We start from the raw sequence: 25,928 nt of genomic DNA, 5'->3' as shown, positions 1-25,928 counted from the left end.
ACCAGGCGATCCGATGCTCCGCCGAACTGCCTCGCCTGCGACCAGGACAAACGTCGAGCCCCGTCACCAGAACCCGCACTCAGCTGCGGAACCGGAGCCCAGGAGCGCCGGACAGCAGCCTCCGCAGCACCGGCGGACGAGGACCGACCCACGGGGACGTCGCGGCTCAGCCGGGCAGTGCGCGCAGCACCTCCAGCGCCTCGGCCAGGGTCGCCGGCACCTCTCCCGGCCGCCGGCCGGCCTGCTCGAGCCCCCGCGCGGTGTGCTCCTGGCGGGCCACCAGCGCGGCCGACATCAACGGCGCCACGCCGGTGCCGGCCACGGTGTCGCGCACCATCCGCGCCTCGACCTGCCGGCGGCCGGCGTGCCCGACGTGGGTGGTGACGAGCATCGTGGCGAAGTCGCGGGTGGGCCAGCGGTCCAGCGTCTCCTCGACCATGGCCAGCAGCGGCTCCACGACGTCGAGCTCCGCCGCCGCCAGCAGCGCCTCGGTCCAGAGCCCCTCGAGGCCCTTCACCACGACGCTGCGCAGCATCTTCAGCGCGGCGGCAGCGCCCACCCGTTCACCGACGACGGCCGCGGTGAAGCCGGCGCCGGACAGCAGCCGGGCCGCCGCGCCGGCGTCGGGCCCGGCCAACGAGATCGGGATGCGGCTGCCGTCGAGCCGGATGCCCCCGCCGGTCATCACCCCGTCGACGACCCGGGCGGCGGGCAGCGCGGCGGCCACGGCCTCCTTCACCTGCGGCGCGGTGGAGTTCAGGTCGAGGTAGAGGACGCCGTCCCGTGCGGCGGGCGCGAACGCCTCGGCCGCGGCCAGGGCGGTGGCCGGGGTGACCAGCGACAGGACGACGTCGCGGTCGGCGAGCCCGCCGACGTCCGGCACCGGCCGGGCACCCGCCGCGCGGACCGCCTCGGCCAGTCCCGGGCCGCGGTCGGGGTCGCCCAGCGCGCGGTCGTGCACCGCCAGGTCGACCCCGGAGGCGGCCAGCGCGCCGCCGATGACCCGGCCGGCCTCGCCGAAGCCGACCAGCCCCCAGCGGGTCACGGGCGCGCCTGCTCGCCGACCGGCACCTCGGTCAGCGCGGCGAGCACCCACGAGCGGTCGAGGGTGCCGGCCGCGATGTCGGCGAACACGGCCTCCTCGGCGCGCAGCTGCTGCTCGCCCGCCGCGACCACCTCGGCCAGGCGCTCGCGCGGCACCACCACGACCCCGTCGGCGTCGGCGACCACGACGTCCCCGGAGCGGACCACCGTGCCGCCGGCGTGCACCGGGCCGCCGATCTCGCCCGGACCGACCTTGTAGGGACCGAGGTGGTTGACGCCCCGGGCGCAGACCGGCAGCGGCCCCGCGGCCAGGCCCTCGACGTCCCGGACGGCGCCGTCGACCACCAGCGCGGCCAGCCCCCGGGCGGCCGCGTAGCGGGCCATGATCTCGCCGAGGACCGCCCGGTCGAGGGTGCCGCCGGCGTCGACGACGAGCACGTCACCGGGCGCTGCGAGGTCGAGGGCCCGGTGGACGACGAGGTTGTCGCCGGGGCGGGTGCGCACGGTCAGCGCGGGGCCGGCGACCCGGTGCCAGCGCCCGCCGGGCACCGGGTGCACGCCGCAGACCCCGCCCGTGCGCTCCATGCTGTCGGACAGGATGCTCGTCGGCAGCGCCCGGCACCGGTCCAGCAGTGCCGGGTCGGGGCTCGGGCCGCGCGGGTGCAGCCGGCAGGTGCTCATCGGTGCATCTCCTCCTCGGGAGACGGGGCGGTCGGGTGCGTGCGGGCACGGAGCGACGGCCACCGACCGCCCACCGGCAGCCCGCGGGAGCGGCGCACCACCCGGCGGGCGGCCCGGACGGTGACGGCGCCGGCGAGGCTGAGCGCGGCGGACACGAGCCACGCGGCCGGGTACGAGGCCTGGGCGACGAGGCCGAACAGCAGCGGGCCGGAGGCGGCGCCCAGCGACAGCCCGGTCTGCACCGAGCCGGTGACCGACGCGGCCGCGCCCCGGTTGTCGCGGATGACCGCGAAGTGGAACAGGCCGGTCCAGGCCCAGCCGGCGCCGTAGGCGAGCACGCCGCCGGCGACGAAGGCCGGCACCGCGCCCGTGGCCAGCAGGGCGTACCCGAGGCTGCCGAGCGTGAGCAGGTTGGCGATGGACAGGTAGGCGCTGCGCCCGGGGTGCCGGTCGGCCCACCACCCGAGGCCGACCCGGCTGACCAGGCCGAGCACCGAGCAGCCGGCGAACAGCAGTCCGGCCGGGCCGGCGCCGATCCCCGCCGCGACCGCGGAGTCGACGAGGAAGACCCCGGTCGGGGTGGCCGCGGCCGAGCCGAGGAAGCCACCGAGGGTGAGCACCACGAGCCCGCCGCGGGGCAGTCCCCGGTCCGGTGCGGTGGGCGGCCGGGGCGCTACGGCGGCCGTCCGCCCGGCGTCCCGGCCACCGGCCAGCGAGGCCAGCAGCAGGACGACGGCGAGGACGACGGCCCGGCCACCGCCCACCGCCAGCCGGAGACCAGCGCGATCCCGGGAACGGCGAGGCCGCCGAGCAGCGTCGCGGCGGGGATCGAGGACTGCTTGATGCCGAACGCGACGCCCAGCCGCTGGTCGGTGACCAGCTCGGAGACCACCGCGTTCGCCGACGGCTGGGCCACCGCGTTGGCCAGCCCGCCGACGGCCAGCCCGGCCACCAGCGCCGCCGGTGAGCCGGCGAGGGCGATCACGGTGAGCGACGTGGTGGCCAGCGCCGCGGCCAGGGCGGCGCCGCGCCGGGAGCCCAGCCGCTGCACCAGCCGGCCGCCGGGCCGGGCGAGGCTGCCCGAGACGGCGAACAGGGTCGCGGCGGCGAGCCCGAACAGGCCGAGGCCGACGTCGAGGTCGGCGCGGATCTGCACGGCGAGCGCACCGACGAGGAAGGCCGGCAGCACCCCGAGTGCCGAGACGGCCACCGCCTGCAGGACGGCGCGCACCGCCCTGCCGCCGCCCGCGCGCGACAGGCCGGTCCCCTCACCTCCGCCCACCGTCCCTCATCGCCTTCCGCGCGCGGAAGGCGGTCCTGAGGGGTCGGGGTCGCCGTCGGCCTCCCGGGCCGGGTCAGCCACGCGCCGCTCCGTCCAGCGGGCGGCCCACCTGCCCGGCCAGCGCCTGCAGCGCCCGGTGCGTCTCGGGGTCCAGGGGGACGCCGTGCCGCCGGCGCCGGGCCCGCTCGGCGGCGGCCCGCTGGCCCGGCGTCCGCACCGGCAGCTCCGGGTCGACCGGGGTCAGCGCCCGCAGCCCGGCCAGCAGCCGGGCCGCGCCGTCGCCGATGGCCGCCGGGTCGCCCAGCCGCGCCGGGTCGAGGACGACGACCAGGTGGCTCACCCCCGGTCGCCCGCCTCCGGACCGGAACGTCAGGTTGCCCACCCCCGGGCCGGTCGGCCCCTGCGCGAGCACCCCGGTGAGCAGCTCGACCAGCAGCGCCAGGCCGTAGCCCTTGTGGCTGGAGCGCTCCCGGTCGCTGCCCAGCGGCAGCAGCGCCCCCCTGCCGGGGAAGACCGCGGCCGGGTCCGTCGTCGGCCGGCCCTCGGCGTCCAGGCCCCAGCCCAGCGGCACCGGGCGGCCGGTCCGCAGCGCGATCTCGAACTTGCCGGCGGCGACCGCAGAGGTGGCCATGTCGAAGACCAGCGGCTCCTCGCCGGCCACGGGCACGCCGAGCGCCAGCGGGTTGGTGCCGAGGTACGGGCGGGCGCCTCCGGTGGGCGCGACGACCGGGCCGGTGTTGGTCGCCGCGAGCGCGACCAGCCCCTGCCGCGCCGCGTCGTGGACGTAGCAGCCGCTGGCGCCGTGGTGGCTGCTGCTGCGGACGTCCACCCAGCCGACGCCGTACCGCCGCGCCCGCTGCACCGCCTCGTCGAGCGCCAGCGTGGTGACCGGGTGGCCGAGCAGGTCGCAGCCGTCGACCAGCGCCACCGCGCCGCCGTCGGAGTGCACGGTCGGCTCCCCGTCGACGGCGATGACGCCGCTGCCGATGGCGCGGACGTAGGCCGGCAGCCGGGCGATCCCGTGCGAGTCGATGCCCGAGAGGTCGGCGTAGGCGAGCACCCGCGCGGTGTCGCGGGCGTGGGCCGGCCGGACGCCGACGGCCTCGAGCACCCCGACCGTCCAGGTCTCCAGGACGTCGGCCGGCACGCGCACCGGCGGCTCCTCGACGACGGTGCGCGGGGCGGCCGCCGCCCCCTCGGCCTCGAAGGCGGCCAGCACCGCGTCGGCGACCGCGGTCGTCGACGCCGGCGCCGTCCCCGCGGGGGCCAGGTCGTAGGTCCACGGGCCCGACCGCAGCACCGTGTCGACCGCCGCCCGCACCCGCTCGCCGAGTTCCCGGGTGACCGGGAAGTGGCGGAGCAGGGCGGCCAGCGCGAGGAAGCCGCCGAGCGGGTCGACCTGGTCGCGCAGCGCCCGCCGCGGCGCCGAGCCGTGCGCCGGCTCGAACAGCCCGACGCACCGGCCGCGCACCGGCTCCCCCGGGTGGACCGAGGCCGAGCCGCACAGCGCCGGCGAGCCGGCCCGGCCGGCGGCGAGGTCGGACAGGACGTCGCCGAGCAGCCCCTCGGTCACCAGGACGTCGGGGACCTCGGCCCCGGCGCCCAGCTCGTAGGCCGCCCGGTCCACGTACCGATGCTCGACGGCCACGCCGCGCTCCCGGGTGACCTCGGTGGCGACCTGCCGCCAGAGCCGGCCGGTGGCGTAGAGGTTGGCCTTGTCCACCGAGACGAGCCGGCCCCCGCCCCGCCGCGCCAGCTCGTCGCAGGCCACGTGCACGACCTCGGCCACCCGCTCCCGGGTCAGGCGCAGCACGTCGGCGGCCTCGCTGCCGTCGGGCCGGAACACCCGGTCGTCGGCACCGCCGTAGGAGCCGCCGATGAGGTTGCGGACGACGGTGAGCTCCCGGCCGTCGCCGAAGGGGATGCCGCGGACCGAGATGCGCAGGTCGTAGCGCTCGCGCAGCCGGTGCAGCGCCACCTCGGGGCGCGGACACACCTCGGCCGGCACGCGCGGGTCCTCCCCCACCGCGCCGAGCAGGACCGCGTCGGCGGCGTCGCAGGCGGCCAGCGTCTCCGCGGGCAGGACGTCGCCGGTCGCCGCCGCGGCCCGGGCGCCGACCGGCCACGGCCCGGTCACCTCGACCGCGCCGTCGGCGGCCAGCCGGTGCAGCAGCCGCGTCGGCCCGTCGAGCACCTCCTCGCCGACGCCGTCCCCCGGGAGGACCGCGACCCGGATCACCGCAGCACCAGCTCGCGGCCGACCGTGGTGAGCGCCCGCTCGGTGTCCGCCTCGCCCAGGCAGGCCTCCAGCTCGGCCAGCCAGCCGGGCAGCGCCTGCGCCATGGTCGGGTGGTCGGCGTGGCCGAGGTCGCCGCCGAAGGCCAGCTGGTCGTGCGGGTAGACCTCGCCGAGCGTGGTCGACCGCGGCCCGTCCGGAGTGAGGATGTCGGGGAGGATGCCCAGCTCCAGCACCACGCCGAGCCGGGCGAGCTCCGGCGCGGCGGCGTCGTCCCACTGCAGGAACGGCATGCGCGGGTGGTTGAGCAGCATCCGGCGCACCCCGGCGGCGCGGGCCGCGCGGAAGAGCACCAGCGCCTCCGCGCAGGTGAGGTGGCCCGAGGCGAGCACCAGGTCGGCTGCTGCGACGACGTCGAGCACGTCCTGCCAGTCGGGCAGCAGCGCGCCGTCGTCCCCCACGACGTCGACCTGCCGGAAGGACAGCGTCCGGTGCACCGACAGCTCGGGGCGGGCCGCCGACGCGACGTGCGCGGGCGCGGAGACCGTCGGCATCCACACCACGCGCCCGCCGAGCCGGGCGGCCACCTCCACCGCGTCGGGGTTGGCCCCGCCGACCGGCGAGTTGAGCACGATGCCGCCGACGACCTGGACGCCGTCGGTCGCCGCCTGCTCGCGGGCCAGCGCCGCCCGCTCCGCCGTCGACCCCTCGTGCGCCTTGAGGACGGCGAGGTCGATTCCGACCCGGGCGTGCGCGCCGACGACCTCGTGGTCGAGGCCGTGCCGCGGCACGAGGCTCGGGGCCCCGTGCACGTGCAGGTCGGCGACGCCGGTGACGAGCCGGGGGCTCACTGCTCCGTCCGGGGTCGCTCCGTCGGTGCCGCGGTGCTGGCGACGGGGGACGACGCCGTCCGCGAGGTCACCGCACCCTCGTCGGCCGGCGGCGCGGCGTCCCGGTCCCCGCGGCCCGCGTCGTCCGCCCGGTGCCGGCGCCGAGTGAGCAGGTGCACGACCAGGCCGGCGACCGCGAAGGCCGCACCGACGGCGATGAACGTCGGCGTCATGACCAGCAACGCGATGGCGGCGACGAAGAACAGCAGCCGCTCGGGCAGCCGCGCGGGGCCGAACAGCCAGGCGCCGGTGACCACCGCCAGCGAGGCGACGGCGAAGACGGAGGTGACGAAGGCGATCGCCACCGTCTCGGTGCCGCCCTCGAAGAGCAGCCCGACGCCGCGCGGGGAGAGCACGAAGATGAACGGCACGAGGAAAGCCGGCAGCGTGTACTTCCACGTCAGCCACATGGTCTTCACCGGCTTGCCGCCGGTGATGGCCGCGGCGGCGAACGGGGAGAGCGCCGTCGGCGGGGAGACCTCGCTGAGCACCGCGTAGTAGAAGATGAACATCGCCGCGGCGAAGGGCTCGACGCCCACCTGCTGCAGCGCCGGCGAGATGACGACGAACGAGATGATGAAGCTCGCCGTCACGGGGACCGCGAGGCCGAGCAGCACGACCACCACCGCGGAGAAGATCGCGGTGAGCACCACGTTGCCGTTGGAGAAGTCGACGATGATCCCGGCCAGCCGCAGCGCCAGCCCGGTCAGGGTCATGACGCCGACGATGATGCCGGCGACGGCCATGACCGGGATGACCGAGAGCGCCCCGGTCGCGCCCTGCGCCAGCGCGGTCCAGATCCGCCGCGGCGTCATCCACGACCGCCGGTCGAGGAAGCTGAGCAGGAAGGCCAGCGCGGTGGCGTAGACGACCGCGCGGAAGGGCGTGAAGCCCAGCGCCAGGAAGACGACGATCGCGGCCAGCGACGAGAAGTGGTAGCCGAAGCGGGCCAGCAGCTTCCAGGCCGACTGGGTCTCCAACGCCACGGTGTGCGTCTTGTGCCGCCGGGCGTCCATCTCGATCGCCAGGATGATCCCGAGGTAGTACAGGATCGTCGGGATCGTGGCCCAGATGAGCACCTCGAGGTAGGAGACCTGCAGCAGCTCGGCGATGATGAACGCCGCCGCGCCCAGGGTGGGCGGCGACATGATCGCACCGATGCCGGCGGCTGCGAGCACGCCGCCGCCGGCCTCCCTCGGGTAACCGGCCTTCCGCAGCAGCGGCCAGGAGATGCCACCGAGGGTGACGGTGGTGGCGACGCCCGAGCCCGACACCGTGCCGAGGAGGAAGCCCGACAGGGTCACGGTGCGGCCGGGGCCGGCCGGGGACTGCCCGAAGGCGGCGAAGGACAGGTCGATGAAGAAGCGGGTGGCGCCCGACGCGGCCAGGACGGCGCCGTAGACGGTGAACAGGATGATGTAGCTGGCGGCGACGTCCAGCGGCGTGCCGAAGATGCCCTGGGTGCCCATGACGTTGTGCCCGACCAGCCGCGGCCAGCCGAAGTTCGCGGTGGTGAACGGCGGGGGCAGGAACGAGCCCCAGTACGCCGAGGCGACGAAGAGCGCGACGACGATCGGGACGAGGACGCCGACCGTGCGCCGGGCCGCCTCGAGGGACAGCACGATGAGCAGCGTGCCGATCACCAGGTCGGTGTCGGTCGGCAGGATCGCGCGCCGGAAGAAGCCCTGCCAGTCCGACACCATGTAGATGCCGGGCACCAGCGAGACCAGCGCCAACAGCCAGTCGAGGACGTTCGGGTGGTCCCGCTTCCCGGCCTCCTTGGCCTTGGCCGACCGCGGCCAGCCGCGGAAGGTCAGGAAGGTCAGGAACAGGCCGACGGAGAGGAACAGCGGCAGGTAGACCTGCCGCGGCATGGGGTTGAAGACCCAGTAGAGGGCGAACAGGGACAGCCCGACGCCGACCACCGAGCTGACCCAGCTCGGCCAGCCGGTGAGGTGGCGCGCGGGCTTCTCGGCCTCGAACTCGGCGATCAGCGCCTCCTCGTCGATCCGGTCGGGATCGTCGAGCGGCTCGGCGTCGGGACGCTTGTCGAGGGTGGCGACGTCCACGAGCCCGCCCTGCCGGTGAGCGGCGTGGTGCGCGGCCTTGTGGACGTTGTCGTGCCGCAGGTGCTCGGCGTGGGCCTGCTCGTCCTCGGCCGTGTGCGTCCGTGCGCGGCCCGGCAGCTTCATCTTCATCGCTCGATCTCCAGTAGCACGGTGGGGTCGTCGCCGGTCACGAGCCGCCAGATCGGGACGGGGTCGGCGCCCGGGACGTACAGGGTGCGCTCGCCCAGGTCGGTGGCGGCGATGTTCAGGACGTCGAAGACGGCGGGCCGGGCGGGCTCGGCCACGTGGTCCCGGCGGTCGCCGGGCGGTGCCGGCCGGGGGGCACCCGGGACGGCGTAGTACTCCTCCAGCACGGCCACCTGGTCGGCGGCCAGCTCGACCAGCTCGAAGCGGCCGTCCGGGAGGACGCGGTACCGCTCCTCGGCGAGGGTCGTGTAGACGCTGTTGCGGTAGCCGACCGCGAACCGGTCGCCGGTCAGCGGGACGCTGGCGAGCACCTCGCCGTCCGGCGTCCGGACGACGACCGCCGGGCCGTCGCCGCCGGCCAGCGCCGCCGTCGTTGCGGCCACTCCCACCCCGACGAGCACGGCGGCTGCCACCAGCACGACGACGGCCGGCCACCGCGGCGCCCGGCGGCGGGCGGTCGCGCCGCCGGGGCCTGCGGCGCGAGCCCCGGACCCCGACAGCACGACCACGACCGGCTCCGTCCCCTCCACTGCTACCGGGTCAGCCCACCGAGTCGAAGTAGCGCTGCGCGCCGGGGCAGGTCTCGATGAAGGCCACCTCGTCGGCCGTGGCCGGGTCCAGCTCCTCGGCCGCCGGGTGCACGGTGAGCAGCTGCTCCTGGTTCTCGAAGATCGTCCGCGTGATGTCCTCCTGCAACTGCTCGTCCATGTCGTTGCGGGCGACGAGGATGTTCGGCGAGACGATCTGCGGCGAGGGCTCTGCCTGGCCCTCGTAGGTGTTGGCCGGGATCTCCTCGGCGAAGTAGAAGTCGCCGTACTGCTGGGCCAGCTCGTCGGCGTACTCGGCGGTCGGGATCAGCACCAGGTCGTCGGTGCTGGCCAGGTCGACGATCGCGCCGGTGGGCAGCCCTCCGGACCAGAAGCCGGCGTCGACGGTGCCGTCCTGGATCGCCGCGACGGTCTCGGCGACACCCAGCTGGGCGCGCTCGATGTCCGCCTGCGGGTCGATGCCGGCCGCCTGCATGATGCGGTCGGCGGTGACCTCCGAGGCCGAACCGACCGCTCCGGGCGACACGCGCCTGCCGCGGAGGTCCTCGATCGAGGTGATGCCGGTGTCCGCCGTCGTGAAGACGTGCGTGAAGTTGTTGTAGATGTTGCCGAGCGAGCAGAGCGGCAGCGGCTCGGTGAAGGTGTTCTCGCCGTTGGCCGCATCGGAGACGACGTCACCCAGGCCGAAGGCCAGCTGCGCCTGACCGGAGGCCAGCAGCTGCATGTTGTCGACCGAGGCGTTGGTCTCCTGGACCGTCACCGTCGTCCCCTCCAGCTCGGAGCTGAGCAGGTTGGCGATGCCGCCGCCGTAAGGGAAGTAGACGCCGCCGGTGCCGCCCGTGGCGAAGGTCAGGGGGCCGCCGGCCTGCGCGCCCTCGCCGCCCCCACCGCCGCTGCCGCCGTCGTCCCCGCCGCCGCAGGCGGTGAGCAGGAGGGACGCGGCCAGGGCGGTGCCGAGCAGACGGCGGGCCGGCCGGGCCGGGATCGGGCTGGAGGTCATCGTTGGCCTTCCTGGTGGGTGCGGTCGTCGGCTCCCCGGTCGGGCTCCTCCGCGTCCGGACGGGCTCGGGGCGGAGCCGTGCGGTCGGTCGCCGAGTGAAGCAGCTCACAGGAATGCTTGTCTACTGTTTACGATCCGTGTAACGCTTCCGACGCACACCGAGCCGGGAGGTCGAGAACGCAGGTGTCCGGCGCCGACCACATCCAGGCCGTCCCGCTGCGCGAGCACGTCTACGGGCGGCTGCAGGAGCTGCTCATCGCCCGCACCCTCGCGCCCGGTGACCACCTCGTCGAGGAGCGCCTCGCCGCCGACCTCGGGGTGAGCCGCGGGCCGGTGCGCGAGGCCCTGCAGCGGCTGCACCGCGACGGCTGGATCACCCTGCGACCGCGCCACGGGGCCTTCGTCAACCAGCCGACCCGGCAGCAGGTCGAGGAGTTCTTCGAGGCCCGCGAGCTGGTCGAGCGCTCGGCCGCCGAGCTGGCCGCGCAGCGCTGCACGCCCGAGGACGCCGCCGCCCTGCTGGGCATCTGCGACGAGGCCGACGCCGACTGGGCGCGCGGCGTCCCCGCCCAGCAGATGGCCGGGCACACCGCGCGCTTCCACCGCACCGTGCTGCTGTGCGCGCGCAACCACCTCCTGCTGGAGTTCGGCGAGCAGCTCTCCCAGCGCAGCCGCTGGTTCTTCGCGCCGCTGGTGAGCACGATCGCGCCGCGCGCCTGGGCCGAGCACCGCGAGGTCGCCGAGCTCATCGCCGCCGGTCGCGCCGAGGAGGCCGCGACCGCGATGCGCGTGCACGTCGAGAAGTCCCGCGACTCCTACCTGTGCACCCAGCTGGTCGGCGACGGTGGCACCGAGCCGGTCGCCTTCCGCCGCACCCGGGCACCGTCGGGCTCCCGCGCCGGCGGTGCCGCCCGTGCGGCGGGCGACGGCGGCTGACGCCGTCCCGCACCCCCTCCCCCGAGCATCGGAGACCCCGTGAGTGCTGGACGCGTCGTGCTGGTGACCGGAGCCTCGAGCGGCATCGGCCGGGCCTGCGCCGAGGCCTTCCTCGCCGGCGGCGACCGGGTGGTCGCCGAGGCCCGCCGCACCGAGCGGCTGGAGGACCTGCGCGCCCGGCACGGGGACGCCGTCCTGCCGCTCACCCTCGACGTCCGGGACCGCGCCCAGGTGTCGGCGGCCCTGACCTCGCTGCCCGCGGAGTGGTCGCCGATCGACGTGCTGGTCAACAACGCCGGGCTGGCCGCCGGCCGCGGGCCGATCCACACCGACGACCCGGACGACTGGGACCGGATGCTCGACACGAACGTCCGCGGCCTGCTCAACGTCTCGGCCTGCGTGCTGCCCGGGATGGTCGAGCGCGGCGCCGGGCACGTGATCAACATCGGCTCCAACGCCGGGCGCGAGGTCTACCCCGGCGGCGCGGTGTACTGCGCGAGCAAGGCCGCGGTCGAGCGGATCACCCGCGGCATGCGGATGGACGTGCTCGGCAGCGGAGTGCGGGTCAGCCAGGTCGACCCCGGCCTGGTGGAGACCGAGTTCTCCCTGGTCCGCTTCGCCGGCGACGAGGCGCCGGCGAAGGCCGTGTACGAGGGGATGACGCCGCTGTCCCCCGGGGACGTCGCCGACGTCGTCACCTGGATCGCCGACCGGCCGCCGCACGTCGTCGTCGCCGACGTCCTGGTCTACCCGGTCGACCAGGCCGGCTCCGGCAGGGTCGCCCGCCGCGGCTCGTGAGGTCCCGCTGACCGGGCGGCCCGCCCGGCGGCGGGACTTCCCCGGCTGGCGGATGGTGTGGGCCCTGGCGGTCACCGAGACCGTCGCCTACGGGGTGCTCTTCTACTCCTTCGCGGTGTTCCTCGTGCCGATGCAGCGCGACCTCGGCGCCGGCACCGCGCAGCTGTCGGGCGCGCTGACCCTGGCGATGGCCGTCACCGGCGCGGCCGCCGTCGGCGTGGGCCGCTGGCTGGACCGCCACGGGGCGCGCTGGCTGATGACGGCGGGCAGCCTGCTCGGCGCGGCGTGCGTCGTCGGCTGGTCGCAGGTGCGCAGCCTGCCCCAGCTGTACCTGGTGTTCGCCGGGATCGGGCTGGCCTGCGCCGCGGTGCTCTACGAGCCGGCCTACGCGGTGATCAACACCTGGTTCCGCCGCGACCGGCGGGCCGCGCTGCTGACCCTCACCGTGGTCGCCGGGTTCGCCTCGACCGTCTTCTGCCCACGTCGCAGGCGCTCATCGACACCCTGGGGTGGCGCGGCGCCCTGCTGGTGCTGGCCGCGCTGGTCGCGCTCTGCGCGGTACCGCAGGCGCTGCTGCTGCGGCGCTCGCCGGCCGACCTCGGCCTGGCCCCCGACGGGGCCGACCCGGGCGAGGAGGGGGTCGCGCCGGACGCCCCCGCCGCCGCGCCGGCCGGGGCCATCGGCAGCGCGTGGCGGCACCCGGCCGTGCGCCGGCTGACCCTGGCCACGGCGCTGGAGATGCTCGCCACCACCGCGGTCGCCGTGCACCTGGTCGCCCACCTGATGGAGCGCGGCGCGTCGCCGCCGCTGGCCGCCGCGGCGGCCGGGTCCCTGGGCGCGATGTCGGTGGCCGGGCGGGTGGCGCTGACCGCACTGGCCGGGCGGTTCGGCACCGGTCCGGTCAGCGCCACCCTGATCGCCGGCCAGGCGGTCGGGGTCGCGCTGCTGTTCGCCCTGCCGCAGCCGGTGTCGACGGTGCTGTTCGTGCTCCTCTTCGGCGCGGGCTTCGGCACCATCCACATCGCCCGCCCGGCACTGCTGGGCAACTACGTGCCCGCCGCCGTCTTCGCGTCGGTCTCCGGTGGCCAGGCCGTCGCCGGACAGGCCGGCCGGGTGGTCGCTCCGGTGGCCGCCGGCGCGCTGATCGGCACCGCGGGGTACGGGGTCGCGTTCGGGGTGGTCGCGGCGTGCACGCTCGCCGCGGCCGCGCTGATCCTCTCGGCCGAACGGGCCGCCGCCCTCACGCCGGAGCGGGCCGCTCCCCGGTGACCGGCCGGGCGGTCCCGGCGGCGCGGACGGCGTCGTCGTCGAGCCCCAGCCGGCGCAGCGTCTCCTCCGTGTGCTGCCCCAGGGCGGGTGCGCCCGGGAGCACGGGGGCGCCGCTGCGCCCGAAGGTCCACGGCAGCCGGGCGTGCACCAGCGTGCCCTCCGTCGGATGCTCGACCTGCTCGAAGAAGCCGACCGCGGCCAGGTGCTCGTCGTCGAAGAGGTCGTCGACGGTGTTGACCGGCATGACCGGGACGTGCCGCTCGCGCAGGACCGTCAGCCAGTGCGCGGTGGGACGGCGGGCGAGCTCCTCGTCGACCAGCCGGTAGAGCTCGTCGATGCGCCCGGTACGCCCGCGGATGGTGACCAGCTCCGGGTCGTCGGCGAGGTCGGGCCGGTCGACCAGCCCGAAGAAGTCCCGCCAGTGCGCGTCGGTGTAGAGCAGCACCGCGATGACGCCGTCGGCGGTGCGGTGCGGCCGCCGGTAGGGCGACGCCGTCCGGGCGTAGCCGGTGCCGTCGGTGCGCCCGGCGTACACCCGGGCGCCCTGCTGCTCCATGAGCAGGAAGCCCGCCATCGACTCGAACATCGGCACCTCGACGGCCTGCCCGCGGCCGGAGACCGAGCGCTCGTGGAGGGCGGCCAGGACGGCGGCCAGCGCCATGACGCCGACGGTCTTGTCGACCACCTGGGTGCGCACGTACTGCGGCTCCCCTGCCCCGCCCTGCACGGCGGCCAGCCCGGAGACGCCCTGGACGACGTCGTCGTAGGCCGGCTCGTCGCGGTAGGGGCCGGCCGAGCCGTAGCCCACGGCGGCGCAGTGCACGACCCGCGGGTTGCGCGCCAGCACCGTCTCCGCGTCGATCCCGAGCCGGGCCGCCGCCCGCGGCCGCATGTTGTGCAGGACGACGTCGGCCTCGTCGACCAGCCGGTCGAGGGCCGCGCGCCCCGCGGGCGTCGTCAGGTCGAGGACGACGGACTCCTTGCCGCGGTTGAAGGTGAGGAACGCCGGCCCGAGCCCGCTCCCCCGCTCGTCGCCGACGCCGCGGATGATGTCGCCACCCGGCGGCTCCACCTTGACCACCCGCGCGCCCATCTGGGCCATGAGCACCGCGCAGTAGGGACCGAGGAACGTCGACGTCAGCTCCACGACGGTCAGCCCCGCGAGCGGGCCGGGCGACGGCGGCACGGCGTGTCCTCCTCCGGTCGGCGACGGTGGTCGCAGCCTGGCAGAGCGCCGTGCCACCGGTCGCACCCGGGGCGGGCACCGTGGACCGCCCCCGTGCCGCCGTCCGCCGGCGCCGCCGAGGGGCGTGACGGCGGAACTGCGGTGCGTGCTGTCGGTGGTCACGGTCACGATGTGGCCCCCGACCCCCGACCTCCCGGGAGATCCCCTCCGTGCTCCACCAGCCGGCCCAGCGGCGCATCACGCTGAACTACTTCCACGACATCGCCGACACCCTGCTGATCTCGGCCATGGTGAACGGCGGCATGCCGGTGCACCGCGGCGTCCAGGTGCCCGGGACGGTCGAGGCCCTGCACCCCCTGCTCCCCGAGGGCGCCACCGTCCGGCTCGACCAGCGCAACGGGTCGGTGCACACCGTGGTGGCCGAGGTGACCGGCCTGCTGGTGAAGCTGGAGGTCACCGAGGGCGTGACGCACGTCGACGTGGTCGGCGCCGACCCGACCGACGTGGAGCGCTGCCTGACCGAGCTGCGGCGGCGGGTGGAGACCGCGGTGCCCCGCCCCGAGGGCGAGGTGCGGATGCTGTTCTGGTCGGCCGACGAGGACGGCGGCGACATGGCCGCGCGCCGGATCGAGGCGCCGACCTGGGCCGAGGTGGCCGGCAACTACCCGCGGGCGACCGCCGCCCGGCTGGCCGCGCTGATGGAGCGCCGCGACGTCCCGACCCGGCAGGGCCGGCTGGTGCTCTGGCACGGCGACCCCGGCACCGGCAAGACGACGGCGGTGCGCGCGCTGTCGCGGGCCTGGGCGCCGTGGTGCGACACCCACTACGTGCTCGACCCGGAGCAGCTGTTCTCCCGGCCGCAGTACCTGCTCGAGGTCGCCGGGGCCACCTCGCTGGCCGACGAGGACGGCCAGTGGCGGCTGGTCGTCGCCGAGGACTGCGACGAGTACCTGCGCGCCGACGCCCGCGCCCGGGCCGGTGCCTCGCTCGGGCGGCTGCTCAACCTGTGCGACGGCATCCTCGGCCACGGGCTGCGGGTGGTCCTGCTGCTCACCACCAACGAGGACGTCGGCCGGCTGCACCCGGCGGTGGTGCGCCCCGGTCGCTGCCTGGCCCAGGTGCCGTTCGAGCGCTTCCCGCGCGCGCAGGCGGAGGCGTGGCTGGGTGCGGGCGCGCAGGTGCCGCGGGACTCGCTGACCCTCGCGGAGCTGTACGCGCTGCGCGAGGAGCGGCTGGCCGACGACGCCCCGCCCGAGCGCGACGGCGGCTACCTCTGACGTCCGGGCCGGCACACCACCCGGGCGACCTCTCCCCCTGCTCCCAGGGGGAAAGCAGGAGGAGAGCGTGCCGGGAGTGACACCCGGGACGGCCGACGGGGACAGCAGTGGGGCGGGCCGTACCGTGAGCGGGTACGGGCGGCGCCGCGCGCTCTCGGGCCGGACGGCTGACCCGTGGACCGCCGGGACGGTGGCGCGCGTGCGGCGCGCGCCGGTCGCGCGCCCGGACGACGCCGGGCTCGAACGTGCCCCGGCAGCTCGCGCTGGTGGACGTGGCAGAAGCAGGAGGACCTCGCACGGTGACGACGACGCACCCGGACGCCGTCCTGAACAACCAGGTGGAGACGGCGGCCGCGCTGGCCGACGCCCTCGTCGACGCCTGGGGCAGCTGGGGCCCCAACATGACCCCCGACGCCGCGCAGGTCGCCTTCATCAGCGACCGCTCCGGCGTCCCGCAGGTCTACATCCAGGACGTGGTGCTCGACGGGGCCCGGTCCGAGGCGCGGCACATCCGGCTCTCCGACGATCCGGTGACCCAGGTGCGGTGGGCGGCCGACAGCGGCTGGCTGAGCGTCGAGGTGGCCACCGACGGCGGCGTCCGGACGGCGGTGTGGGTGGTGCGACCCGACGGCTCCGACGCCCGCCGGGTCGCCGGCGACGCCCAGACGCACGCCGAGCTGGGGCCCTGGACGCGCAGCGGGCACCGCTTCGTCGTCACCTTCCCCGGCGCGGCGGAGGGGGCGCCGACGTGCTCCTACCTGGCCGACCCGGCGACCGGCCGGCTCGACCCGCTGGCCGAGGGCGAGCTGATCCACGTGCTCGACGTGTCGCTGGAGGAGCGCTTCATCGTCATCCGCGACGGCGGGCGCGGGCAGCAGTTCGTCGTCGTCGTCGACCGGCTCGGCGACGAGGCACTCAGCGTGCTGCCGCACGGCGCGACCGGCTCCACCGACGTCGCGCTGATCCGGCCGGCGCCCGACGAGCACGCCGGACCGGTCTACGTCTACCTCGCCTCCGACGTGGGGCTGCCCCGCCGGCAGCTGATCGGCGTCCCGTTCGGCCCCAACAGCTGGCGCGGCGAGCCGCGGACCCTCGCCGCCCGGGACGACGCCGAGCTGGAGTTCGTCGACGCCGACGACGCCGGCCGGCTGCTGCTGCTGGTGTGGAACGTCGCCGGCCGCAGCGAGCTGGAGCTGATGGACACCGCCACGGGCGGGCGGACCCCGATCACCGGGCTGCCCGGGCTGGTCGCCGCCGACCCGGTCCTCAGCCGCGACGGCTCCAGCGTGGTGCTCGGCGTGCAGGGGCCCACCCGGCCGCGGGAGCTGTGGCACCTGGACACCACGACCCACGCCTGGACCCGGGTCACCTCCGCCCCGCCCCTGCCCAGGCAGCGGCTCGTCGTCCCCCGGCTGGAGACCTTCCCCGGGCGCGACGGGCTGACGCTGACCGGCTGGCTGTACCGGGCACCGGGCCACCTCAAGGAGCCCGGGCCGGTGGCGATCTACCTGCACGGCGGCCCGGAGGCGCAGGAGCGACCCGCCTTCGCACCCCAGCACCAGGCCCTGGCCGCCGCCGGCATCACGGTGTTCGCGCCCAACATCCGCGGCTCGTCCGGCTTCGGCCGCGAGTTCGTGCACGCCGACGACCTCACCGGGCGCTACGCGGCGTTCGCCGACGTTCTCGCCGCGGCCGACCACCTGGTCGCCGCGGGGGTCGCCGCCCCGGACCGGATCGCGGTCACCGGCCGCTCCTACGGCGGCTACCTGACGCTGGCCTCCCTGGCCTTCTCCCCGGGGGTCTTCGCGGCCGGCGTGGACATCTGCGGCATGTCCGACCTGGTGACCTTCTACCGGGACAGCGAGCCGTGGATCGCCGCGGCGGCGGTGTCCAAGTACGGCCACCCCGAGCGCGACCGGGCGCTGCTCGAGGACATCTCACCGCTGACCTCGGCCAACCTCATCGACGTCCCGCTGCTGGTCGTGCACGGCGAGCACGACACCAACGTGCCGATCGGCGAGGCGCACCAGGTCGTGGCGGCGCTGCGGGCGCTCGACCGGCCGGTCGAGTACCTGGAGCTGCCCGGTGAGGGCCACGACTACCGCCGGGCGGACTCCCGCAAGCGGCTGAACCGCACGATGCTCTCGTTCCTGACCGCCGCGCTGGGCGGCGCCGGCCGGCCGTAGCCGGGTCAGCCGCGGTCGCCGGCGCCCAGCAGGGTGCGGGTCATCGCGTTGCGGGTGTCGAGCAGCTCGCCCAGCGCGGCGACGAGGTCGGCGGCCGAGACGGCGAGGGCGCCGTCGTCGGTGCGCTCCGCGGCGAACAGCGCCGCCCGGCGGATGAGCTCCTTGAGGAACGACGCGGTGACGCCGTCGGTCCGGTCGAGCACCCCGTCCAGCCCGGAGAGGTCCATCGCCAGATCGCCCCGGTAGAGGTCGAACAGCGCCCGGCGGGCGTCGCGGTCAGGGAGCGTCAGCTCGACCGCCTGGTCGACCCGGCCGGGGCGTGCGGCCAGCGCCGGCTCGAGCAGGTCGGCGCGGTTGGTGGTCAGCAGGAAGACGACGTCGGCGTCCTCGGCCAGCCCGTCCATCTCGTTGAGCAACTGGAACAGCAGCGGGTGCTGGCCGGGGTGCATGCCGCGGTCCTCGGCGATCAGGTCGACGTCCTCGACCACGACCATCGCCGGCTGCAGTGCCCGGGCCACCGAGCAGGCCTCGGCGATCAGGTGCAGCGCCCCACCGGTCAGCTGGACGACGGTGGTGCCGGGGAGCCGGCCGACCAGGAAGCGGACCGTGTGCGTCTTGCCCGCCCCGGGTGGCCCGTACAGCAGCAGCCCGCGCTTGAGGTGCTGCCCGGCGGCGAGCAGCCGCTGCTTGTGCCGGGCGACGTCCACGACCTGGCGCTCGATCTCGGCCAGCGTGTCCGCGGGGAGCACCAGCCGCCCCGGCTCCAGGTGCGGCCGGCGGTGGAACCGCAGCAGCGTCTGCCCGTGGCCGAACACCTCCTGGTCGAAGGAGAGCACCTGACCGCGGAAGACGTTCTCCCGGTCGGCGGCGGCCCGGATCTCGCGGACGGCGGCCCGCGCGGTCCCGGGGTCGGTCGAGAGGGCCTGCACCGACACCCGCGCGAGCCCGGACTCCGGCTCGGCGCCGCGTACCAGCAGCGCCGTCCGCACGTCGCCGTCCGTCGTCAGGACGAGGGCGCACCGCAGGCAGGCCCGGGTGGCGCCGTCCGGGCCGCTGGGCAGGTTGACCGTTGCGGCGTTGCCCGGCCGCAGGCCGAAGGGATGCGGCTGGTCCCCCGTGGTGAGCAGCTCGGCCAGGCCGAAGTGCTGGTGGCGGAAGTTGAGGACGCCGACGGTCTCGCTGCTGCGCCTCCCGGCGGCCAGCCAGGCGTCGAGGCCGGCCTGCACGTTGACGTGCTCGTAGCCGGGCCAGGTCTCCTCCACGACGTCGCCGCCCGCGGCCGCACCGAGGTGCCCGCGCAGGAGCGACGCGAAGGTGACCTGGGTCGTCGACCCGGGCGGCCCGCGTCACCGCCCGCAGGCCGCGGCGGGCGAGCTTGCCGAGGTCGGCGAGCTCGAGACCGCGGTCCGCGCCCGGCGCCGCCCCGTCCGGGAACGGCTCGTACGCCACGAAACCACCGTGCACCTGGACCTCCCCGTCCGGCCGCGGCCGGCGCGGGCGCCCGCCCGTGCCCCGTGGTCCGGCCGCAGCCTGGCAGCCCAGCGGCCGCCGGGCCAGGGGTCCGCCGGGCTCAGCCGACGGTCACCGAGCCGGTGGCGTTCGGCACGAGCTCGACCCAGGTGGTGCCCGCGGCCAGCCGGACCGGCTGGCCGTCCGCGCCGGTCAGGGCGACCGGCTCGGTGATCGAGCCCTTGCGCCACGTGGCCGGGACGGTGCGCCCTCCGGTGGCGACCAGCGCCTCGCCGCCGCCGACCAGCACCGTCTCCGGGACCGGGGTGCCCGCGCTGTCCACGTACCGCGTGTTCACGACGTCGACGCGCAGGACCACGACGTTGGTGGCGCGCAGCGCGGCGCCGTCGGCCTCGACCGCCGGGGTGCTGCCCTCGGCCCGCAGCCAGGCGCCGTCCGGCTGGCTCCAGGTCCAGCGCGGTCGGGCGATCGGCGACAGCCGCAGGTCCAGGAACCCGGCCGGCGCGCCGGAGACGGCAGCGGTGGGCTGCTCGTCCGGGGCGGCGACGACGAACTGCGCCGGCGGTGCCGCCGCGTGGCCGGGGTCGGCCTGCGCGAGGAGCGCGGCCGGGTCGACGTAGGTGTTGTGCGGGGCCACGCGCTCGTCGATCCGGTAGAACCCGGGGACACCGGGCTCGACCACCTGCAGGCCGGCCGCGCTGGTGGCCGCGACGAACGGCGCCTGTCCCCCGGAGAAGGCGAACAGGCCACGCAGCGGCCCGGCGATCGCCGGGTCCATCGGGCGGATCGAGCGCACCGGACCCACCGCGGGCGGCAGCGTGGAGTGGTAGACGGCGACGTAGCGGCTGATGCCGCCCTCGACCACCTGCTCCCACACCGCGTCGGCGGCGTTGAGGCCGGCCTGCGGCCGGGCGTCGACGGAGTTCTCGACCTTGACCGCGAGAGCGGGCCGGTCCGCGTCCGCGCCGGCGCTGTCGACCCCGGTCAGCGGCCACAGGACCGGCGGTGGCGGTGGTGGGGCCGGCGTGGTGACGTCGGGGGTCTGCGTCCCGGCCGGAGCGGCGGTGATCCCCGACCCGCAGGCCGTCGTGGCGCTCAGCGCGAGGCCCACCAGCAGGGCGGCGTGGAGACGGCGCTGCGCCCGGCGCGGTGAGCGCCGGCGGCGGTCCCGATCGGTGGTCATGGACGGTTCATCGGCACCCCGGACCGTATCCGGCACCGGGCTCGCGGTTGGGCCCGGTGCGACCAGGACATGCACGGGTCGTGAGTGACCCCTTCGACCTGGAGCGCTTCGTCCGGGCCCAGGACGGCGTGTACGGCCAGGCGCTGGCCGACCTGCGGGCCGGTGCCAAGCGCGGCCACTGGATGTGGTTCGTCTTCCCGCAGCTCGCCGGCCTCGGGCACAGCCCGACGGCGCAGCGGTACGCGATCTCGGGGCTGGCGGAGGCGCACGCCTACGCGACCCACCCGATGCTGGGCCCGCGGCTGGTCGAGTGCGCCCAGGCGCTGCTGGAACTCCCCGGCCGCGACCCGGTGCGGGTGCTCGGGTCCGTGGACGCGCTCAAGCTGCGCTCCTCGATGACCCTGTTCGAGGCGGCGGTCCCCGACGAGCGGGTGTTCGCCGAGGTGCTGGAGCGCTTCTACGACGGCGAGCGGGACGAGGCGACCACCACGCGGCTCTGACGAGCGGCCCGGCGCAGAGTCGATCAAGCTGGGTTCCGTGAGCGAAGAGAACAGCGGCTCGGGCTACGTCACCTCCGGGGAGTTCCGGAGGGACACCAACTACATCCCCGACCGGATCACCGCCGACGGTTCCAGCGGGTGGCCGGTCGAGGCCGGGCGCTACCGGCTCGTCGTCGCGCGGGCCTGCCCGTGGGCGAACCGGGCGGTCATCGTGCGCCGGCTGCTCGGCCTGGAGGACGCGATCTCCATGGGCATGTGCGGGCCGACCCACGACGAGCGGTCCTGGACCTTCGACCTCGACCCGGGCGGGCGCGACCCGGTGCTGGGCCACGAGCGGCTGCAGGAGGCCTTCCTCGCCCGCTTCCCCGACTACGACCGCGGCATCACGGTGCCGGCGCTGGTCGACGTCCCCACCAAGCAGGTGGTCACCAACGACTTCCTGCAGATGACCCTGGACCTCTCCACCGAGTGGACGGCGTTCCACCGCGACGGCGCGCCCGACCTCTACCCGGAGCGGCTGCGCGACGAGATGGGCGAGGTCATGCAGCGCGTCTACACCGAGGTCAACAACGGCGTGTACCGGTGCGGCTTCGCCGGCTCGCAGGGGGCCTACGACAAGGCGTACCAGCGGCTGTGGACGGCGCTGGACTGGCTCGAGGAGCGGCTGTCCGGGCAGCGCTACCTGGTCGGCGACACGATCACCGAGGCCGACATCCGGCTGTTCACCACGCTGGTCCGCTTCGACCCCGTCTACCACGGCCACTTCAAGGCCAACCGGCAGAAGCTCACCGAGATGCCGGCGCTGTGGGCCTACGCGCGCGACCTGTTCCAGACCCCCGGGTTCGGCGACACGATCGACTTCCCGCAGATCAAGGAGCACTACTACGTCGTCCACGCCGACATCAACCCGACCCAGATCATCCCGGTCGGCCCCGACACATCGAACTGGCTGACCCCGCACGGCCGCGAGGAGCTCGGCGGCCGGCCGTTCGGCGACGGGACGCCGCCCGGGCCGCCGCCGGAGGACGAGCGCGTGCCCGCCGACCACGGTCCCGGCGGCGTCGGCCACCGGTGACTCTCTTCGAGCTGACGCCCGAGCGCGCCTTCACCGACGTCCCGGCGACGACGTTCGCGGCCGAGGGCGTGTGGGAGCGCGCCGACCTGCAGGCGGCGATCCGGGACCGCATCGACGTCCTCGGCGACGACCTGCTCGTAGTGGCCGAGGAGTTCGGCGACTACGACGTCAAGCGGCGGATCGACCTGCTGTGCGTCGACCGCGCCGGGCAGATGGTCGTCGTCGAGCTCAAGCGCACCGAAGACGGCGGGCACATGGAGCTGCAGGCGCTCCGGTACGCCGCGATGGTCTCGGCGATGACCTTCGACCAGCTCGCGGCCACGCTGGGCCGGCACCTGCGGGCGGTGGGCTCCCCCGACGCCGACCGGGCGCGCGAGGTGCTCGCCGAGTGGCTGGAGGACGTCGGCGGCGAGGACGCCGTGCTCGAGCGGCGGGTGCGGATCGTGCTGGTGTCGGCCGGGTTCGACACCCAGATCACCACGACCGTGCTGTGGCTGAACGACGTCTACGACCTCGACGTCACCTGCATCCGGATGACGCCGTACCGGGTGGGCGAGCGGCTGGTGGTCGACCTGCAGCAGCTGATCCCGCTGCCGGAGGCCGCCGAGTACACCGTGGGGCTGCGCCGCCGCGAGGAGGCCACCCGCGCGGCGACCTCGGGGTCCGGCGACGGCCGCGACCTGACCCGCTACGCGGTCGCCGGGCCGTCGGGCACCAGCGCGTTCCTGCCCAAGCGGCGGGCGCTGCTGCTGCTCATGCACCAGCTGCACGCCGCCGGGGTGGCGCCCGAGGCGATGGCCGGGGCGATGCGGCGGTCGAAGTTCCTGCCCGTCGAGGGCCGGCTGACCGGCGACGAGCTCGCCGCCGCGTTCGTCTCCCGCTACCCGAAGGCGGAGGAGAACCTCGGCCGGTGGTTCCTCGACCAGCCCTTCCTCGACGGCGAGCGCACGTGGGTGCTGTCGAAGATGTGGGGCATCGGCACCGTCGGGGTGATGGACGCCCTCACCGGCCTGGCACCGGACTCGGGTATCGAGGTCCTCCCCGACGACGGCGCGTCCGGGGACTGACGCGGGGCGATCCAGGCGTCGTCCGGACCGGCCCCGCGTCTCGTGACCTACTCGCAGCCGACCCCGTCACCGTCGCGGTCGAGGTGGCGGCCGTAGCCCGGGTCACCGACGCGGACGGGAGCCGCGCCGGCGGCCCGGGGCCTCGGAGCAGTGCGCGCGGGATCCCCGGTGTGCCGGCTGATCGCAACTGCGTCGGCTGGTGCGAGTGGTCCGGATGGGCCGGAGCGCGCGTTCCTCAGGAGGGCTGGTGCAGCTGACTGCTGATGGTCGGTGGAGCGCCCGCCATCCAGAGACCGAGGCCGAGCAGGATCACGAGACCGCCGAGTCCGTCATTTGTGCGCCGACGTCGTCCTCGAGCTGTGGCCACACCCGTTCATCGGCACGTCGCGTCCCGGACTTGCTCCGCTCGATGGGGTGACCACGCACCTGTCGGGTCAGCAACCCTCCTCGATGACGAGCATGTAGCGGCGCCGGTCGTCCTTGAACTCGGCGACGTCGAAGCTGGTGTGGTCGCCGGGCTCCCGCACCGTCTGCCGCAGGTACGGACGTACGCGCTGCCACAGCGCCTCCCGGTCGGCCTCGGCCACCTCCGTCGGCGCGTCCGGGCCGTAGAAGTGCAGGACCGGAACGTCGGGCGAATGCAGCAGGTGCTCCACCCGCTTCACGGGGGGTTCCCCGCCGCGGAGGCGCCAGGACGTGCCGTCGGCGTCCACCCACTGACCCGGGATGATCGCTGACGGCCACGGGATCGCGTCGCCCACCGACGCCGATTCGTCCGAGGCCGCCGGAGCCTGTCTCCGCTGCTTCGCCTGCTTGCCCATGCCCACATCCTCACCCGTGAGCTCGTGGTTGAAGCCCCTAGCAGCGTCCGGTGGACGGCGTCGTCGGCCGTGTGGACGGGCGCCCTCCTGTGGACGGCGGACCGCGCCGATGGTGGCCGCGGCGAGGGTCCCGGGCATGACGACTCCCCCGCTCGCCCAGGTCCCCGTCCGCTCGACCGCCGAGCTGACCCAGCGCTGGGCCGACCTGCTCGACCCGCCGGTCTTCGCCGCCCGCAGCCTCTGGCTGTCGTGGCTGTACGAGGACGGCACCACGCTGCCGGTGGTCATGCCGGTGGACGACGTGCCACGGGTGCCGGGCCTGCCCACGTTGCGCGGACTGGTGCACCTGCACGAGGCCGTGGCCGAGCACTCCTCCGACATCACCCACCTGGCGATGGCGCTGTGCCGCCCTGGGCACGCCGTGGTCACCGCGGACGACGACGAGTGGGCCGAGGGGCTGCGCACCGTCCTCGACGACGCCATCGAGAGCAGCTGGAGCCTGCACCTGGCCGCGGGTGGCCGGGTCGTCCCGGTCGTCGAGCCATCAGCGTGGCGGCCGCCGACCGGGTGAGGCGGAGGTCGAGGATCGCCAGCGCGCGGTCGACACGACCGCCGAGTCGTCCACACGACCGCCGAGTCGTCCACACGACCGCGCCGCACGAAACGCCGGCGCGTGGGTCCCCCGACGGCGCGGCTCGGCTCGGCTCGGCGTCGAGCAGGCTGGGGAGGTGGCTGCCGGTCCGCCCCTGTCCCTGCCCAGCGTCGGACCGGACCCGGTCCCCTGGGACACCGCGCTCGCAGCGGTGCTCGGGTACGCGCGGGGGCGGCGGGCGCTGTGGTTCCGCTCCCCGGGCCACCCGGAGGGTCGGTGGGTGCGGGTCCCGGCCTTCGGCTACGAGCGCTTCGACTGCCGCCCGCCGGTCGCCGGACCACTGGGCGACGACGACGTCCTGGTCGCCGAGGGGCTGCACGGCCGCCTCGACCCGGCGGGCTGGGCCGCGGTCCGCTCCGCGCTCGACGAGGCCGGCCCGCTGGCCGACGCCGTGGCCGTGCGGGCGGACGGGCGGGCGTTCTGGGAGCTCCCGCCCGGGGAGCTGTCGGTGCTGGAGGAGCCGGGCACGGTCGGCGCCGGTCTGCGGGCGGTCGGCCGGCACGGTCCCGGGCGGCACCGTGACCACCTCCTCGCGGCGCTGCACCACCGGCGTCCGGACCTCGTGCCGCTGCTCGACAGCACCACCCGCCGTCAGTTGCTGCCCCACGTCGAGGAGGGCGACAGCGGGGCGGAGGCGGTCGTGCACCGGGAGCTGCTGGCCAACGCCGGGGCGTTCGGCGTGCTCGAGACCGCGGCGTCCGGACTGCTGACCCCGAGCGGGGGCGTCCCGCTCACCCGGCTGCGGCTGCACGACGTCCTGGTCTGGCTCAGCGGCAGCCTGCGACTGACCCATGCCGTCGCCCTCGGCCGGCAGACCCGGGAGTGGGCGGCGTTGCGTGCCTGACTCCTGCGCCGAGGGTCCTGGACCGGCCCACGGCAGCCTCGGCCCTCGACGGGGCGGCGAGCAGGGGCGGCTCGGGCGTCCGGCACCGGCACCCGGGGCGGCGGCGGCGAGCGGCTCGTCGCGCAGCCCGAGGGTGGTCTGGCACGAGGCGAGAGGGCAGCCAGCAGCCAGCACGAGGTCAGCCGCTCCAGACGTGTGGACAGCCCCTGGCGGTAGCGCGACGGCAGCTGACCCGCGATGGCCTTGCACGCGGGCAGCCGGTAGCCGACCGGTGCCCGTGGGTGGGCGTCGGTCGGCTACCGGCTGGGGCGCTGGCCCGGAGTGGGCGGTGGGTGTCGGGTCAGGCGGCGGTGGCCAGGGGTGGTCCGGTGCGGCCCGGCCCGGTGAGGATCTCGGTGCCATCGGGGCGCCAGGTGCGCCAGCGTCCGTCGGGTTGTCGCTCGACCCGGAACCCGTGGTGCACCTTGGTGTGATGGCGTTCGCACAGCAGCGCGGCGTTGTCCAGGTCGGTGGCGCCGCCGTCGATCCAGGCCAGCAGATGGTGCACGTCGCACCACCACGTGGGGGCGGCGCAGCCGGTGAACACGCAGCCGCCGTCGCGGACCTCGGCGGCGCGCCGGACGTGCGGGGGGAACAGGCGCACGGTGCGGCCGTGGTCCAGCGGCATCCCGTCGGGGCCCATGACGATGCGGCTGACCTGCCCGTCGCAGGCCAGCCACCGCGCGCGG

At 75.8% G+C, this 25,928-nt stretch carries 25 protein-coding genes and 1 pseudogene; 11 read left to right on the top strand and 15 right to left on the bottom strand.

All coding sequences use genetic code 11. The annotated features are described in order from the left end of the window. Positions 1–166: 166 nt before the first annotated feature. The 9 genes from CNO22_RS15015 to CNO22_RS14980 form a co-directional block, all read right to left on the bottom strand. Positions 167–1,045 (bottom strand): DUF1932 domain-containing protein, encoded by an 879-nt coding sequence (locus tag CNO22_RS15015; RefSeq protein ID WP_100500132.1) that lies wholly within the window; start codon positions 1,043–1,045, stop codon positions 167–169. Further along, complete coding sequence (locus CNO22_RS15010) at positions 1,042–1,725, bottom strand: RraA family protein (RefSeq protein WP_100500131.1); 684 nt, start codon at positions 1,723–1,725, stop codon at positions 1,042–1,044. Before CNO22_RS15010 ends, CNO22_RS15015 begins: the two co-directional genes overlap by 4 nt. Further along, positions 1,722–2,489, bottom strand: a complete 768-nt coding sequence (locus CNO22_RS29090; protein WP_232807053.1) for an MFS transporter — start codon at positions 2,487–2,489, stop codon at positions 1,722–1,724. Before CNO22_RS29090 ends, CNO22_RS15010 begins: the two co-directional genes overlap by 4 nt. Continuing rightward, positions 2,399–3,007: an MFS transporter gene (locus tag CNO22_RS29085; RefSeq protein ID WP_232807052.1), complete on the bottom strand. Its 609-nt coding sequence runs from the start codon at positions 3,005–3,007 to the stop codon at positions 2,399–2,401. The genes CNO22_RS29090 and CNO22_RS29085 overlap by 91 nt, the downstream gene beginning before the upstream one ends. Positions 3,008–3,080: 73 nt before the next feature. Beyond that, entirely contained in the window at positions 3,081–5,246 is a 2,166-nt protein-coding gene (locus tag CNO22_RS15000) for an Ldh family oxidoreductase (RefSeq protein ID WP_198588345.1), read from the bottom strand. Next, positions 5,243–6,094: a DUF6282 family protein gene (locus CNO22_RS14995; protein ID WP_100500129.1), complete on the bottom strand. Its 852-nt coding sequence runs from the start codon at positions 6,092–6,094 to the stop codon at positions 5,243–5,245. The genes CNO22_RS15000 and CNO22_RS14995 overlap by 4 nt, the downstream gene beginning before the upstream one ends. Then, a complete protein-coding gene (locus CNO22_RS14990) occupies positions 6,091–8,331 on the bottom strand; it encodes a TRAP transporter permease (RefSeq protein ID WP_232807051.1) in 2,241 nt (746 codons plus the stop codon). Before CNO22_RS14990 ends, CNO22_RS14995 begins: the two co-directional genes overlap by 4 nt. Next, entirely contained in the window at positions 8,328–8,897 is a 570-nt protein-coding gene (locus CNO22_RS14985) for a hypothetical protein (protein ID WP_100500136.1), read from the bottom strand. Before CNO22_RS14985 ends, CNO22_RS14990 begins: the two co-directional genes overlap by 4 nt. A 31-nt stretch (positions 8,898–8,928) precedes the next feature. Beyond that, entirely contained in the window at positions 8,929–9,936 is a 1,008-nt protein-coding gene (locus tag CNO22_RS14980) for a TAXI family TRAP transporter solute-binding subunit (RefSeq protein WP_100500127.1), read from the bottom strand. A gap of 183 nt (positions 9,937–10,119) precedes the next feature. Here CNO22_RS14980 and CNO22_RS14975 point away from each other — a divergent pair, with 183 nt between their 5' ends. The 4 genes and pseudogenes from CNO22_RS14975 (at position 10,120) to CNO22_RS14965 (ending at position 12,939) form a co-directional block, all read left to right on the top strand. Continuing rightward, positions 10,120–10,872: a GntR family transcriptional regulator gene (locus CNO22_RS14975; protein ID WP_100500126.1), complete on the top strand. Its 753-nt coding sequence runs from the start codon at positions 10,120–10,122 to the stop codon at positions 10,870–10,872. 39 nt (positions 10,873–10,911) lie between these two features. Continuing rightward, complete coding sequence (locus CNO22_RS14970) at positions 10,912–11,670, top strand: SDR family NAD(P)-dependent oxidoreductase (RefSeq protein ID WP_100500125.1); 759 nt, start codon at positions 10,912–10,914, stop codon at positions 11,668–11,670. A 52-nt stretch (positions 11,671–11,722) separates the two neighbouring features. Next, positions 11,723–12,091, top strand: a pseudogene (locus CNO22_RS29965) (MFS transporter); the annotation flags it as partial. 107 nt (positions 12,092–12,198) lie between these two features. After that, positions 12,199–12,939, top strand: coding sequence for an MFS transporter (locus CNO22_RS14965; RefSeq protein ID WP_332870089.1), 741 nt, complete (start codon positions 12,199–12,201; stop codon positions 12,937–12,939). Here CNO22_RS14965 and CNO22_RS14960 read toward each other — a convergent pair. Continuing rightward, on the bottom strand, positions 12,911–14,125 hold the full coding sequence (locus tag CNO22_RS14960; RefSeq protein WP_100500124.1) for a CaiB/BaiF CoA transferase family protein: 1,215 nt from the start codon (positions 14,123–14,125) through the stop codon (positions 12,911–12,913). The two genes, CNO22_RS14965 and CNO22_RS14960, sit on opposite strands and share 29 nt — an antisense overlap. Positions 14,126–14,334: 209 nt before the next feature. On the opposite strand from CNO22_RS14960, the gene CNO22_RS14955 reads away from it, so the two are divergent. After that, positions 14,335–15,402 carry a DUF5925 domain-containing protein gene (locus CNO22_RS14955; protein ID WP_232807050.1) on the top strand — a complete coding sequence of 356 codons (1,068 nt, stop codon included), beginning with the start codon at positions 14,335–14,337 and terminating at the stop codon, positions 15,400–15,402. A gap of 299 nt (positions 15,403–15,701) precedes the next feature. After that, entirely contained in the window at positions 15,702–17,588 is a 1,887-nt protein-coding gene (locus tag CNO22_RS14950; RefSeq protein WP_232807049.1) for a S9 family peptidase, read from the top strand. A gap of 5 nt (positions 17,589–17,593) precedes the next feature. Here the strand turns inward: CNO22_RS14950 and CNO22_RS14945 are convergent, their stop codons facing one another. Both CNO22_RS14945 and CNO22_RS14940 read right to left on the bottom strand, forming a co-directional pair. After that, on the bottom strand, positions 17,594–18,850 hold the full coding sequence (locus CNO22_RS14945) for an AAA family ATPase (RefSeq protein WP_100500123.1): 1,257 nt from the start codon (positions 18,848–18,850) through the stop codon (positions 17,594–17,596). 308 nt (positions 18,851–19,158) lie between these two features. Next, positions 19,159–20,241 carry a DUF3048 domain-containing protein gene (locus tag CNO22_RS14940; protein ID WP_100500122.1) on the bottom strand — a complete coding sequence of 361 codons (1,083 nt, stop codon included), beginning with the start codon at positions 20,239–20,241 and terminating at the stop codon, positions 19,159–19,161. 80 nt (positions 20,242–20,321) lie between these two features. Between CNO22_RS14940 and CNO22_RS14935 the strand changes: the two genes are divergently transcribed. Genes CNO22_RS14935 through CNO22_RS14925 form a run of 3 tightly spaced genes read left to right on the top strand, consistent with a single transcriptional unit; the run spans position 20,322 to position 22,883 of the window. Further along, positions 20,322–20,741 carry a DUF1810 domain-containing protein gene (locus CNO22_RS14935; RefSeq protein ID WP_100500121.1) on the top strand — a complete coding sequence of 140 codons (420 nt, stop codon included), beginning with the start codon at positions 20,322–20,324 and terminating at the stop codon, positions 20,739–20,741. Between the two features lie 37 nt (positions 20,742–20,778). Beyond that, positions 20,779–21,816 (top strand): glutathione S-transferase family protein, encoded by a 1,038-nt coding sequence (locus CNO22_RS14930; RefSeq protein WP_100500120.1) that lies wholly within the window; start codon positions 20,779–20,781, stop codon positions 21,814–21,816. Further along, on the top strand, positions 21,813–22,883 hold the full coding sequence (locus tag CNO22_RS14925) for a PDDEXK family nuclease (RefSeq protein WP_100500119.1): 1,071 nt from the start codon (positions 21,813–21,815) through the stop codon (positions 22,881–22,883). The genes CNO22_RS14930 and CNO22_RS14925 overlap by 4 nt, the downstream gene beginning before the upstream one ends. 47 nt (positions 22,884–22,930) lie before the next feature. On the opposite strand, the gene CNO22_RS14920 is transcribed toward CNO22_RS14925, so the two are convergent. Further along, entirely contained in the window at positions 22,931–23,065 is a 135-nt protein-coding gene (locus tag CNO22_RS14920) for an excalibur calcium-binding domain-containing protein (RefSeq protein WP_232807054.1), read from the bottom strand. Positions 23,066–23,317: 252 nt separating this feature from the next. Further along, entirely contained in the window at positions 23,318–23,704 is a 387-nt protein-coding gene (locus CNO22_RS14915; protein WP_100500118.1) for a hypothetical protein, read from the bottom strand. Positions 23,705–23,840: 136 nt separating this feature from the next. Between CNO22_RS14915 and CNO22_RS14910 the strand changes: the two genes are divergently transcribed. Further along, a complete protein-coding gene (locus CNO22_RS14910) occupies positions 23,841–24,275 on the top strand; it encodes a hypothetical protein (protein WP_100500133.1) in 435 nt (144 codons plus the stop codon). Between the two features lie 157 nt (positions 24,276–24,432). Next, the gene (locus CNO22_RS14905) at positions 24,433–25,200 is read left to right on the top strand and encodes a hypothetical protein (protein WP_100500117.1); all 768 of its coding nucleotides are present in this window, start codon (positions 24,433–24,435) and stop codon (positions 25,198–25,200) included. Between the two features lie 340 nt (positions 25,201–25,540). Here the strand turns inward: CNO22_RS14905 and CNO22_RS14900 are convergent. Next, positions 25,541–25,928: HNH endonuclease signature motif containing protein (locus CNO22_RS14900; RefSeq protein ID WP_198588344.1), on the bottom strand; the 388-nt coding region annotated here is incomplete at its 5' end.

The organism is Geodermatophilus chilensis (genome assembly GCF_002802985.1).
In the GTDB taxonomy this organism is placed as follows: Bacteria; Actinomycetota; Actinomycetes; order Mycobacteriales; family Geodermatophilaceae; genus Geodermatophilus; species Geodermatophilus chilensis.
Note: the sequence above shows the minus strand (reverse complement) of the source record. Positions and strands in the feature narration are given on the sequence as shown.

What these genes read in the sequence shown, in the direction of transcription:
- CNO22_RS15010 (WP_100500131.1), bottom strand. Translation starts at nt 1,725, where the DNA reads ATGAGCACCTGCCGGCTGCACCCGCGCGGCCCGAGCCCCGACCCGGCA.
- CNO22_RS14990 (WP_232807051.1), bottom strand. Translation starts at nt 8,331, where the DNA reads ATGAAGATGAAGCTGCCGGGCCGCGCACGGACGCACACGGCCGAGGAC.
- CNO22_RS14980 (WP_100500127.1), bottom strand. Translation starts at nt 9,936, where the DNA reads ATGACCTCCAGCCCGATCCCGGCCCGGCCGGCCCGCCGTCTGCTCGGC.
- CNO22_RS14940 (WP_100500122.1), bottom strand. Translation starts at nt 20,241, where the DNA reads ATGACCACCGATCGGGACCGCCGCCGGCGCTCACCGCGCCGGGCGCAG.
- CNO22_RS14915 (WP_100500118.1), bottom strand. Translation starts at nt 23,704, where the DNA reads ATGGGCAAGCAGGCGAAGCAGCGGAGACAGGCTCCGGCGGCCTCGGAC.
- CNO22_RS14910 (WP_100500133.1), top strand. Translation starts at nt 23,841, where the DNA reads ATGACGACTCCCCCGCTCGCCCAGGTCCCCGTCCGCTCGACCGCCGAG.